A 12,480-nucleotide genomic window follows, 5' to 3' on the forward strand; every position below is an offset into this window, starting at 1 on the left:
AGAAAAGAAAGTTAAAAAAATGGCAGAAAAAACTTACCCAATGACCCTTGAAGAAAAGGAAAAACTAGAAAAAGAATTAGAGGAGTTGAAACTTGTCCGTCGTCCTGAAGTCGTAGAGCGTATCAAGATTGCTCGTTCCTATGGAGACCTTTCAGAAAATAGTGAGTATGAAGCAGCGAAAGATGAACAAGCTTTTGTTGAAGGACAAATTTCAAGTCTAGAAACAAAAATTCGCTATGCTGAAATTGTTAATAGCGATGCAGTTGCCCAAGATGAGGTAGCAATCGGTAAGACAGTAACAATCCAAGAAGTCGGTGAAGACGAAGAAGAGGTCTACATCATCGTCGGTTCTGCAGGTGCAGATGCTTTTGCTGGTAAAGTATCAAATGAAAGTCCGATTGGCCGTGCTTTGATTGGCAAGAAGACTGGTGATACTGCGACGATTGAAACACCAGTTGGTAGCTATGATGTCAAAATCTTAAAGGTTGAAAAAACAGCTTAAATAGGATAAAAAAGGAGTAGTGAAGGCCTTGCCTTGCTCAACTCCTTTTTGGTTTTTTGATAAATAGGAGACTATATGAGTTCAAATAAGAAGAAAAAGAAAATGGAGCGTGGATTAACCAATCGCCATGTTCAGGTGATGGCCATTGCGGGAACAATCGGAACAGGACTTTTCCTAGGCGCTGGTCGCTCTATCAGCCTTACAGGACCTTCGATCATCCTGATTTATATGATTACAGGAGCCTTTATGTTTTTGATGATGAGAGCTGTTGGGGAGATGCTGTATCAGGATCCAGAACAGCATACCTTTATCAACTTTATCACCCGTCATTTGGGGAAAGGCTGGGGGTATTTTTCAGTTTGGTCTTATTGGTTGTCTGTTGTCTTTATCGGTATGGCAGAAATTACTGCCATCTCAGACTATGTCCGCTTCTGGTTCCCTACCTGGCCTAGTTGGATGATTCAGCTTGTCTTTTTAACGATTTTGGCTTTGGTCAACTTGATTGCGGTTAAGCTCTTTGGAGAAGTCGAGTTTTGGTTTGCTATGGTCAAGATTGTGGCGATTTTAGCCATGATTGCCACTGGAGTCTTTATGGTTTTGACGGGCTTTAAGACACCGCATGGTGTTGCAAGTTTGGCAAATATCAGCGACCAGTTCTCTCTTTTTCCAAACGGAGTTATGAACTTTGTCATGGCTTTTCAAATGGTATTTTTTGCCTATCTGATGATTGAGTTTATCGGGGTGACAACTTCTGAAACGAAGAACCCTCGTCAGGTCTTACCAAAGGCAGTTAAGGAAATTCCTCTCAGAATTATCTTCTTCTATGGGGGAGCTCTCATTGCGATTATGGCCATTATTCCTTGGTCTTATCTTAATTCTTCAGATTCTCCATTTGTAACGGTCTTTGAACTGGCAGGGATCAAGTGGGCAGCAGCTCTGATTAACTTTGTTGTCTTGACCTCAGCAGCGTCTGCGCTTAACTCAACTCTCTACTCAACAGGGAGACACTTATATCAGATTGCCCATGATTCGCCCAATCGTTTCTTAAAGGCCATTAAGGTCGATACCCTTTCTCGTCACAATGTTCCACAAAATGCCATCATTGCCTCAGCGATCTTGATTGCTCTGGCAGCCTTTATCAACGTGCTACCAGGTGTTTCAGATGCTTTTGCTTTGATCACCGCATCCTCATCAGGTGTTTACATCGCGATTTATATCTTGATTATGGTGGCCCATCTCAAATACCGCAAGTCACAAGATTTCATGGCTGATGGCTACCTTATGCCTCAGTATCGCTTGCTTAATCCCCTAACCATTCTCTTTTTTGTCTTTGTTTTTGTGACTCTCTTTTTGCAAGAGTCGACTTTCATGGGGGCAGTTGGTTCTGCTATCTGGATCCTTATTTTTGGGTTTTATAGTCAGTGGAAATTTAGAAAATAAATCATGAACTCATCAACTATGCTTGGTGAGTTTTTTCTAGTTTGACAGTCTATTGAAATAGGATTATAATCAAGCTGTAGTAGTTTATTAGGAGGTTTGGATGTACCTTAGATTAGAAAATAAGGAGTCGCATAAAGCGCAAGAAATCGCGAATCAAATTCGTACTTATAATCGCTCTAAAAGAGAAGAGGCTGAAAGTGAGCCACTGAATCTTTATGTCGAAGACGAAAAGGGCAATCTCATGGCGGGATTAGTAGCTGAGACTTTCGGAAATTGGTTGGAAATCGAATATTTGTTTGTGAAAGAGGGGCTACGGGAACAAGGAATTGGTTCACAACTACTGCAGCAAGCAGAAAATGAAGCCAAGAAACGAAATTGTCGTTTTGCTTTTGTCAACACTTACCAGTTTCAAGCGCCAGATTTTTATCTAAGTCATGGCTACAAGGAAGTCTTTATCTTGCAAGACTATCCCTACACAGGACAAAGATACTATTACCAAAAGGATTTGTGACCTAGACTTCTTTCCTTTGAAGAGGAGCTTAGCTAAGTAGCAAAAAGAACGAATACTCTTTATCATGTAAGATGATAGAGAGTTTTTTTGTTAACAAAATCTTACAAAATGCCATTTATATACTGCATTAAGTCAGATATATGGTATAATATATTTGAAAAGAAGCGCAACTTTTTAAAAATTAAAAGGAGGAATCAAGTGGCTAAAAATTTAAAGTTAAAACTAGCTCGTGTGGAGCTTGATATGACACAGGGTGATTTAGCAGAAGCTGTGGGTGTTACTAGGCAGACTATAGGCTTGATAGAAGCAGGGAAATACAATCCTAGTCTCTCCCTCTGCCAGTCCATTTGCAGATGCTTAGGCAAAACTTTGGATCAATTATTTTGGGAGGAAGAAGATGAAAAATAGATTTTTTTATTATCAATTACTAGACGAAAGAGAAGAACAACTGTTTAACAAAGCTGGGACAGAGACTTTTTATATGTTTATCGGGCTCATTCTGCTAAGTTATTTGGTGGCTGTATTAGCACCTGCTCTTTTTAATCCGGATATTCTTCTGGTTACTCTTCTTTTAGGAATTTTCTTCTTTTTCAATCGTGCACGACAACTTGGAGTGACCTACTATAGTCGTTTTCATTTTACGATTGGAGGGTGTTTGCTGGTAACTCTCGCTATTACGACTCTTTTGATGTTGCAGAATTATCAATTTAACATAGAAGTTTATCAGCACAATCCTTTGAACGTTAAATACTTGTCTGCTTGGGTCATTACTTATCTGATTTACCTTCCATGGGTTTTTATCGGCAATCTCGGCCTTAAAAGTTATGGCGAATGGGCTCAAAAAAAGTTTGAGCAAGATATGGATGAACTGGAGAATGGGGAATAGCTTGTTAGCTTTTTATCAATCTCGGTAAAATGTGTTATAATAGTACTAATTTATCGGATGGTGTGAAAGTGGTAGAATACGTTCATACCTTTGTAAAGTAGGAAGAAGGAAAACAGATGTATCCAGATGATAGTTTGACATTGCACACGGACTTGTACCAGATTAACATGATGCAAGTATACTTTGACCAAGGAATTCACAATAAAAAGGCGGTCTTTGAAGTTTACTTCCGCCAGCAACCTTTTAATAACGGCTATGCGGTTTTTGCGGGTTTGGAAAGAATTGTACATTATCTTGAAGACTTGCGCTTTTCAGATAGCGATATTGCCTACTTGGAGACGCTTGGTTATCATGGAGAGTTCTTGGATTACCTACGAAACCTCAAGTTGGAGTTGACGGTTCGTTCTGCTCAGGAAGGGGACTTGGTTTTTGCTAATGAGCCGATTGTACAGGTCGAAGGACCTCTAGCCCAATGTCAATTGGTCGAAACGGCTCTCTTAAACATCGTTAACTTTCAAACCTTGATAGCGACCAAGGCAGCACGTATTCGTTCGGTCATCGAGGATGAACCCTTGATGGAGTTCGGAACACGTCGTGCGCAAGAAATGGATGCAGCTATCTGGGGAACACGCGCAGCTGTGATTGGTGGAGCCAACGGGACTAGCAATGTGCGAGCAGGGAAGCTCTTTGGCATTCCTGTCTTGGGTACACATGCCCATGCCTTGGTACAGGTTTATGGAAACGACTATGAGGCCTTTAAGGCCTATGCTTCAACCCATCGTGACTGTGTGTTTTTAGTAGATACATATGATACGCTTCGCATCGGTGTGCCAGCTGCCATTCAGGTTGCTCGTGAACTGGGAGACAAGATTAATTTTAAAGGCGTTCGTATTGATTCAGGGGATATAGCCTATATCTCCAAGAAAGTTCGACAACAGTTGGATGAGGCTGGATACCCAGATGCCAAAATTTACGCTTCCAATGACTTAGATGAAAATACCATCCTTAACCTCAAAATGCAACACGCTAAGATTGACGTTTGGGGGGTGGGTACTAAGCTGATTACAGCCTATGACCAGCCAGCTCTTGGAGCAGTATATAAGATTGTTGCTATCGAAGATGAGAATGGTAAGATGCGCAATACCATCAAACTGTCCAATAATGCGGAAAAAGTGTCTACGCCAGGTAAGAAGCAGGTATGGCGCATTACCAGTCGTGAAAGAGGCAAGTCAGAAGGTGACTACATTACCTATGATGGCATAGATGTTGCTAGCATGACAGAAATCAAGATGTTCCATCCGACCTATACCTATATCAAAAAAACCGTTCGTAATTTTGATGCCGTTCCTCTCTTGGTGGATATTTTCAAAGCAGGAACATTAGTTTACAACCTGCCTAGTTTGACTGACATTCAAGCCTATGCTCGCAAAGAATTTGACAAGCTTTGGGATGAGTATAAACGGGTTCTCAATCCGCAACATTACCCAGTAGACTTGGCGCGTGATATTTGGCAAGATAAGATGGACTTGATTGATAAGATGCGTAAGGAAGCTCTTGGTGAAGGAGAAGAAGAATGAGTTTGCAAGAGACTATTATCCAGCAACTAGGGGTTAAACCAGTGATTGACGCCCAGGAAGAAATCCGTCGTTCAATTGACTTCTTAAAAAGATACTTGAAAAAACACCCCTTCCTTAAAACTTTTGTACTAGGGATTTCTGGAGGTCAGGACTCAACCTTAGCAGGGCGCTTAGCGCAATTAGCTATGGAAGAACTGCGAGCAGAGGCAGGAGATGACAGCTACCAATTTATCGCTGTCCGCCTGCCCTATGGCGTGCAAGCTGATGAAGCAGATGCTCAAAAAGCTCTTGCTTTCATCCAACCAGATGTCAGCTTGGTTGTGAATATCAAGGAATCAGCTGATGCAATGGCAGCTGCAGTTGAAGCGACAGGAAGTCCTGTTTCAGACTTTAACAAGGGCAATATTAAAGCTCGTAGTCGTATGATTGCCCAATATGCCCTTGCGGGTGCCCATAGCGGAGCGGTAATTGGAACAGACCATGCTGCGGAAAATATCACAGGATTCTTTACTAAGTTTGGTGACGGTGGTGCAGACATTCTCCCTCTTTACCGCCTCAATAAACGCCAAGGAAAACAACTTTTGAAGGAACTAGGTGCAGACCCAGCACTTTATGAAAAAATCCCAACAGCAGATTTGGAAGAAGAAAATCCAGGTATTGCAGACGAAGTCGCACTTGGAGTCACTTACAATGAAATTGATGATTACCTAGAAGGCAAAACAATCAGCCCAGAAGCCCAAGCGACCATCGAAAACTGGTGGAACAAAGGCCAACACAAACGCCACTTACCAATCACCGTCTTTGATGACTTTTGGGAGTAAAAAGGTCCGGGGGACCTTTTTAGCCCGAGTCTAGAAATGGGAAAACGAGGAACCTCCAGTGGAGGTTTTCAGCCCGAGTCTAGAAACGGGAAAACGAGGAACTTCCAGTGGACCTTTTTACCCTGAGCTTAGAAATGAGAAAGCGAAGAAGGTCCAGTGGACCTTTTTAGCTTGAGCCTTAAGCTTAGAAAGCGAGGTAACATTATGAAAGCAATCGGTACGCAAATGTTACAGACAGAACGTTTAATCTTGAGAAGATTTGTGGAGAGTGATGCGGAAGCTATGTTTCAAAATTGGGCTTCATCTCCTGAGAATCTGACCTATGTAACCTGGGATCCTCATCCTGATGTTGAAGTGACTCGGAACTCGATTCGAAATTGGGTTGCATCCTATACTAATCCCAACTATTACAAATGGGCCATTTGTCTCAAAGAAAACCCAGAGCAAGTGATAGGAGATATCAGCATCGTAGAGATGAATGAGAAAGATTCAAGTTGTGAAATTGGCTATATTTTAGGAAAAAACTATTGGGGTCGTGGTATGATGACGGAGGCCTTGAAAGCTGTGTTAGACTTTTGTTTTACTCAAGCAGGCTTTCAAAAGGTCAGAGCTCGTTACGCCAGTCTTAACCCAGCTTCAGGCCGTGTGATGGAGAAAGCTGGAATGTCCTATCTAAAAACTATTGCCAATGGTGTGGAGAGAAAAGACTACGTTGCGGACCTTATTTATTACCAGATAAGTAGGGAAGACAGGTGATTTCTTTTCTGTTTCTATCAAAGTCAGACCTTGTCTGGCTTTTTTTATGCCAGATTTCTGAATAAACTGATTAAATTCCTATTTTTCCCTATCATTGTCCCTGTTTTTTCTGGAGTTTTGGAGCTATAATAGTCCTATCAAATCAAAGAATGGAGGAAGGCAATGGACAATATAATCTTTTTTATCAGTGTTTTTCTTGCTGGAATTCTTTCCTTCTTTTCTCCTTGTATCTTACCCTTGTTACCGGTCTATGCAGGGGTCTTGTTGGATGACAAAGATGGTGCTCAGGCTTCTAGCGGAAAAATTTCAATCTCACTTGTTAGTTTAGTGAGAACTCTGGCCTTTATAGCGGGGATTTCTTTTATCTTTATCTTACTGGGCTATGGAGCTGGTTTTTTAGGCAATTTGCTTTATGCTTCTTGGTTTCAGTATGTGACGGGTGCGGTCATCATTCTCTTGGGCTTGCACCAGATGGAAGTTTTACATTTGCAGGGGCTCTACAAGGAAAGAAGGCTACAATTAAAGAGACAGGGGCAAAAGGGTAACGGATATAGTCAGGCATTTTTACTGGGATTGACCTTTAGTTTTGCTTGGACGCCATGTGTAGGGCCAGTTCTGGGGTCTGTTTTAGCCTTGGCGGCTTCAGGTGGTTCAGGAGCTTGGCAGGGTGCTGGTTTCATGTTGGTTTACACGCTGGGTTTAGCGCTACCATTTTTGGTTCTAGCTCTCGCCTCCAGCTATGTTTTGAAACATTTTCGAAAACTCCATCCCTACCTCGGAACCCTCAAAAAAGTGGGTGGTTTCCTCATTATCGTGATGGGAATCTTGGTGCTTTTGGGGAATGCTTCCATTTTAACTACATTATTTGAATAGAGAGGAAAAAGAAATGAAAAAATGGCAAACATGTCTCCTTATTTGAATAGAGAGGAAAAAGAAATGAAAAAATGGCAAACATGTCTCCTTGGAGTAGGCTCAATCTGTTGCTTGGCAGCCTGTTCGACTAAAAATATGACAGAAGAATCTACTATGAAGGAGCAAACGAAAACAGAACAAGTCAGTTCGCAAACTGCGACTAAAGGTCAGGCGGTTGCTGATTTTGAACTGATGGGAGTAGATGGTAAGACCTATCGTTTATCTGACTACAAAGGCAAGAAAGTCTATCTTAAATTCTGGGCTTCTTGGTGTTCCATCTGTCTGGCTAGCCTTCCAGATACGGACGAAATTGCTAAAGAAGCTGGTGATGACTATGTGGTCTTGACAGTGGTATCTCCTGGGCACAAGGGAGAACAATCTGAAGCTGACTTTAAGAACTGGTATAAGGGCTTAGATTATAAAAATTTTCCAGTTTTAATTGATCCGTCAGGCAAACTTTTGGAAAGTTATGGTGTCCGTTCTTACCCGACTCAAGCCTTTATAGACAAGGAAGGCAAGCTGGTCAAAACGCAACCAGGTTTTATGGATAAGGATATGATTTTAAAAGAATTGAAAGAATTGGGGTAGAGAAAGGCCATGAATGATAAAGTAAAACTTTTTGTCTTGGCAGGGGTCATTCTCCTAGCCATAACTGGTTTCTATTTTCTATTGATGCGAAATGCAGGGCAGACAGATAGCTCGCAAATTGAGAAAGCATCAGTTAGCCAAGGAGGAAAAATAGTGAAAAAAACAGAAGTGAGTAAAGACGCAGACTTGCACGAAATTTATCTAGCTGGGGGATGTTTCTGGGGAGTGGAGGAATACTTCTCACGCGTGCCTGGAGTGACAGATGCCGTTTCAGGCTATGCAAATGGTAGAGGGGAAACAACCAAGTACGAATTAATCAATCAAACAGGACATGCAGAGACTGTCCATGTCACCTATGATGCTAATCAAATTTCTCTTAAAGAAATTCTTCTTCATTACTTCCGCATTATCAATCCAACCAGCAAAAATAAACAAGGAAATGATGTGGGGATCCAGTATCGTACCGGCGTTTATTACACAGATGAAAAGGATTTGGAAGTAATCAACCAAGTCTTTGATGAAGTTGCTAAAAAATATGACCAACCTCTGGCAGTTGAAAAGGAGGCCTTGAAGAATTTTGTGGTGGCTGAGGACTATCACCAAGACTACCTCAAGAAAAATCCAAATGGCTACTGTCATATCAATGTCAATCAGGCAGCCTATCCTGTCATTGATGCCAGCAAATATCCTAAACCAAGCGATGAAGAATTGAAAAAGACCTTGTCAGCTGAGGAGTATGCAGTTACCCAGAAAAATCAAACAGAACGAGCTTTTTCAAATCGCTACTGGGATAAATTTGAATCTGGTATCTATGTGGATGTGGCAACTGGCGAACCCCTCTTTTCATCAAAGGATAAGTTTGAGTCTGGTTGTGGCTGGCCTAGTTTCACCCAACCAATTAGTCCAGATGTTGCCACCTACAAGGAAGATAAGTCTTACAATATGACGCGTATGGAAGTGCGGAGCAGAGTTGGAGATTCTCACCTTGGCCATGTCTTTACGGATGGGCCACAGGATAAGGGTGGCTTGCGCTACTGTATCAATAGTCTTTCCATTCGCTTTATTCCTAAAGCCCAAATGGAAGAAAAAGGTTATGCTTATTTACTAGATTATGTCGATTAATACTCTTCAAACTACGTCAGCGTCGCCTTACCGTACCCATACGTATAGTTACTGACTTCGTCAGTTTCATCTACAACCTCAAAACAGTGTTTTGAGCTGACTTTGTCAGTTTTATCTACAACCTCAAAGCTGAACTTTGCGCAACCTGCGGTTAGCTTCCTAGTTTGCTCTTTGATTTTCATTGAGTATAAGAGGGCTTTCCTAAGCAGTTAAAGGAGAATTTTGCTATACTGATACTAGTAAGTGACAAAGGAGCAGAGCATGACCTACACAATCTTAATCGTAGAAGATGAGTATCTGGTAAGACAAGGCTTGACCAAGCTGGTCAATGTAGCAGCCTATGGTATGGAAATCATCGGTCAGGCTGAAAATGGAAGACAGGCTTGGGACTTGATTCAAAAGCAGGTGCCAGATATCATTTTAACCGATATCAACATGCCTCAGCTAAATGGCATCCAGTTGGCCAGTCTGGTCCGAGAAACCTATCCTCAGGTGCATTTGGTTTTTTTGACTGGCTACGATGCTTTTGATTATGCCTTGTCTGCTGTCAAACTCGGTGTGGATGACTACCTGCTCAAGCCCTTTTCTCGTCAGGATATTGAGGAAATGTTGGGGAAAATCAAGCAAAAACTAGACAAGGAAGAAAAAGAAGAGCAGTTACAAGATTTATTAACCGATAAGTTTGAGGGAAACATAGCCCAGAAGATCCAGTCCCATCTGGCTGACAGTCAGTTTAGTTTAAAGTCTTTAGCCAGTGAATTGGGCTTTAGTCCGACTTATTTGAGTTCCTTGATTAAGAAAGAGTTGGGGCTGCCTTTTCAGGATTACCTGGTGAGAGAGCGTGTCAAACAAGCCAAGCTCTTGCTTCTGACCACGGATTTAAAGATTTATCAGATAGCCGAAAAGGTTGGTTTTGAAGATATGAACTACTTTACTCAACGTTTTAAACAGATTGCAGGTGTGACACCTCGTCAGTTTAAGAAGGGAGAAGGCCGATGAAGCGTTCTTCTCTCCTAGTAAGAATGGTTATTTCCATCTTTCTGGTCTTTCTCATTCTCCTAGCTGTGGTCGGGACTTTCTACTATCAATCGAGTTCATCAGCCATTGAGTATACAATTGAGGGCAATAGCCAAACGACAATTAGCCAGACTAGCCACTTTATTCAGTCTTATATCAAAAAATTAGAAACCACCTCGATCAGTTTGACCCAGCAGAAGGATATCCTAGCCTATGCTGAGAATCCTAACCAAGTCCAAGCCAAGGGAATCAGAGAACTGTTTTTGACCATCTTAAAGGCAGACCAGGACTTGAAAACGGTGGTACTGGTCACCAAATCCGGTCAGGTTATTTCTACAGATGACAGTGTGCAGATGAAAACTTCCTCAGATATGATGGCTGAGGATTGGTACCAAAAGGCTATTCATCAGGGAGCTAAGCCAGTTTTAACCCCAGCTCGTAAATCAGATAGTCAATGGGTTATTTCTGTCACTCAGGAACTTGTTGATGCAAAGGGAGCCAATCTTGGTGTGCTTCGCTTGGATATTTCCTATGAAACTCTGGAAGCCTATCTCAACCAACTCCAGTTGGGCCAGCAGGGCTTTGCCTTTATCATCAATGAGAAGCATGAATTTGTCTACCATCCTGAACGTACTGTCTATAGCTCAGCGAGTGAAATGGAGGCCATGAAACCCTACATTGAGACGGGACAGGGCTATACGCTGGACCATCAATCCTACGTTAGTCAGGAACAGATTGCAGGGACTGATTGGACGGTTATAGGCGTGTCTTCGTTGGAGAAGTTAGACCAGGTTCGGAGCCAACTCATGTGGACCTTTCTTGCTGCTAGTGCCTTATCTCTTCTTGCCTGTATCTGCTTGGTGTGGTTCAGTCTTAAACGCTGGATTGCTCCTTTGAATGACTTGAGAGAAACCATGCTGGAAATTGCTTCTGGTGCTCAAAATCTGCGTGCCAAAGAAACTGGTGCCTATGAACTGAGAGAAGTGACTCGCCAGTTTAATGCCATGTTGGATCAGATTGATCAGCTGATGGCAGCTATTCGCAGGCAGGAAGAAGCGACCCGTCAGTATGAACTTCAAGCCCTGTCGAGCCAGATTAATCCGCATTTTCTCTATAACACCTTGGATACCATCATCTGGATGGCTGAATTTCAGGATAGTCAGCGAGTGGTTCAGGTGACCAAATCTTTGGCAACCTATTTCCGCTTGGCGCTCAATCAAGGAAAGGATTTGATTTCTCTTTCTGATGAAATCAATCATGTCCGCCAGTACCTCTTTATCCAGAAGCAACGCTATGGGGATAAGTTGGAGTATGAAATTGCTGAAGATCCTGACTTTGATAATTTAGTCTTGCCTAAACTGGTGCTACAACCCCTTGTAGAAAATGCCCTTTATCACGGCATCAAGGAGAAAGATGGACAGGGACATATTAAAGTTTCCGTCCAGAAAAAGGATTCAGGACTAATCATCCGCATTGAGGATGATGGTGTTGGTTTCCAAGCTACTAGCGATAGTAGTCAAAGTCAGCTCAAACGTGGAGGAGTTGGTTTGCAAAACGTTGATCAACGCCTCAAACTTCATTTTGGAGACAATTACCAGATGAAGATTAATTCTGTACCCGAAAAAGGGACGATGGTTGAAATATACATAAATAGAATAGAAACTAGTTAACTCCCAGTCAATTCTGGGAGTTTTATGCGTAATTGAGCAAGCTTTCTAGGTTGTCTATCTTGCTAAAACGTAGAAAAAAAGATATGATAGATAGTGACAAAAGAGGTATCAAGTATGAAGGAAAAAGACATTCAAAGAGCAACAAGCCAGATTGTAGAAGATGTATTAGAAAAAGCCAATTTGAAGCAAGGAGCTATCTTTGTTTTGGGCCTTTCTTCTAGTGAGGTGATAGGTGGTCAGATTGGCAAGGAATCCAGTCAAGAAATTGGGGAAATCATTGTGAAGACCATCCTAGATATCCTAGAGGAAAAAGGGATTCATCTAGCTGTTCAAGGTTGTGAACATGTCAATCGAGCCCTCGTCGTTGAACGTCAGGTGGCAGAGCAGTTTGGTCTTGAAATCGTCAGTGTCCTTCCTACACTTCATGCAGGAGGTTCGGGTCAGTTGGCAGCCTTCAAGTTTATGCAGGATCCAGTTGAGGTTGAACTTATCAAGGCCCATGCTGGATTGGATATCGGAGATACTGCGATTGGCATGCATGTCAAGCATGTTCAGGTTCCGATTCGCCCTCTTTTGAGAGAAATTGGGCATGCCCATGTAACGGCTCTAGCTAGTCGTCCAAAATTAATCGGAGGTGCGCGTGCGCAGTATCCACAAGATTCTATCAGAAAGTCATGA

Annotated in this window: 14 protein-coding genes; all 14 read left to right on the forward strand. The window is 42.1% G+C overall.

All coding sequences use genetic code 11. The annotated features are described in order from the left end of the window. Nucleotides 1-19 precede the first annotated feature (19 nt). The 14 genes from greA (at nucleotide 20) to ACLV7H_RS03445 (ending at nucleotide 12,480) form a co-directional block, all read left to right on the forward strand. On the forward strand, nucleotides 20-502 hold the full coding sequence (gene greA / locus ACLV7H_RS03380) for a transcription elongation factor GreA (RefSeq protein ID WP_000818765.1): 483 nt from the start codon (nucleotides 20-22) through the stop codon (nucleotides 500-502). 75 nt (nucleotides 503-577) lie between these two features. Beyond that, on the forward strand, nucleotides 578-1,942 hold the full coding sequence (locus ACLV7H_RS03385; protein WP_411866365.1) for an amino acid permease: 1,365 nt from the start codon (nucleotides 578-580) through the stop codon (nucleotides 1,940-1,942). Nucleotides 1,943-2,042: 100 nt separating this feature from the next. Next, on the forward strand, nucleotides 2,043-2,453 hold the full coding sequence (locus ACLV7H_RS03390) for a GNAT family N-acetyltransferase (protein WP_084944199.1): 411 nt from the start codon (nucleotides 2,043-2,045) through the stop codon (nucleotides 2,451-2,453). A gap of 198 nt (nucleotides 2,454-2,651) precedes the next feature. Further along, nucleotides 2,652-2,861, forward strand: a complete 210-nt coding sequence (locus tag ACLV7H_RS03395) for a helix-turn-helix transcriptional regulator (RefSeq protein ID WP_001107501.1) — start codon at nucleotides 2,652-2,654, stop codon at nucleotides 2,859-2,861. Further along, entirely contained in the window at nucleotides 2,851-3,339 is a 489-nt protein-coding gene (locus tag ACLV7H_RS03400; RefSeq protein WP_411866366.1) for a DUF6773 family protein, read from the forward strand. The genes ACLV7H_RS03395 and ACLV7H_RS03400 overlap by 11 nt, the downstream gene beginning before the upstream one ends. 116 nt (nucleotides 3,340-3,455) lie before the next feature. Next, nucleotides 3,456-4,916 carry a nicotinate phosphoribosyltransferase gene (locus ACLV7H_RS03405; RefSeq protein ID WP_045592198.1) on the forward strand — a complete coding sequence of 487 codons (1,461 nt, stop codon included), beginning with the start codon at nucleotides 3,456-3,458 and terminating at the stop codon, nucleotides 4,914-4,916. Further along, entirely contained in the window at nucleotides 4,913-5,737 is an 825-nt protein-coding gene (gene nadE, locus ACLV7H_RS03410; RefSeq protein WP_411866367.1) for an ammonia-dependent NAD(+) synthetase, read from the forward strand. The genes ACLV7H_RS03405 and nadE overlap by 4 nt, the downstream gene beginning before the upstream one ends. Nucleotides 5,738-5,941: 204 nt before the next feature. Continuing rightward, entirely contained in the window at nucleotides 5,942-6,493 is a 552-nt protein-coding gene (locus tag ACLV7H_RS03415; RefSeq protein WP_002882760.1) for a GNAT family N-acetyltransferase, read from the forward strand. 162 nt (nucleotides 6,494-6,655) lie between these two features. Beyond that, nucleotides 6,656-7,366 (forward strand): thiol-disulfide oxidoreductase-associated membrane protein CcdA2, encoded by a 711-nt coding sequence (ccdA2, locus tag ACLV7H_RS03420; protein WP_045592194.1) that lies wholly within the window; start codon nucleotides 6,656-6,658, stop codon nucleotides 7,364-7,366. A 63-nt stretch (nucleotides 7,367-7,429) separates the two neighbouring features. After that, nucleotides 7,430-7,993, forward strand: coding sequence for a redoxin family protein (locus tag ACLV7H_RS03425; RefSeq protein WP_411866368.1), 564 nt, complete (start codon nucleotides 7,430-7,432; stop codon nucleotides 7,991-7,993). A 9-nt stretch (nucleotides 7,994-8,002) separates the two neighbouring features. Then, nucleotides 8,003-9,115 (forward strand): peptide-methionine (R)-S-oxide reductase MsrB, encoded by a 1,113-nt coding sequence (msrB, locus tag ACLV7H_RS03430; protein WP_411866369.1) that lies wholly within the window; start codon nucleotides 8,003-8,005, stop codon nucleotides 9,113-9,115. A 261-nt stretch (nucleotides 9,116-9,376) separates the two neighbouring features. Then, nucleotides 9,377-10,114, forward strand: coding sequence for a response regulator (locus ACLV7H_RS03435; RefSeq protein ID WP_411866370.1), 738 nt, complete (start codon nucleotides 9,377-9,379; stop codon nucleotides 10,112-10,114). Then, nucleotides 10,111-11,802, forward strand: a complete 1,692-nt coding sequence (locus ACLV7H_RS03440) for a sensor histidine kinase (protein ID WP_411866371.1) — start codon at nucleotides 10,111-10,113, stop codon at nucleotides 11,800-11,802. Before ACLV7H_RS03435 ends, ACLV7H_RS03440 begins: the two co-directional genes overlap by 4 nt. Nucleotides 11,803-11,916: 114 nt before the next feature. Continuing rightward, nucleotides 11,917-12,480, forward strand: coding sequence for a TIGR01440 family protein (locus ACLV7H_RS03445; protein WP_411866372.1), 564 nt, complete (start codon nucleotides 11,917-11,919; stop codon nucleotides 12,478-12,480).

The organism is Streptococcus oralis (genome assembly GCF_965111685.1).
Lineage (GTDB): Bacteria > Bacillota > Bacilli > Lactobacillales > Streptococcaceae > Streptococcus > Streptococcus oralis_B.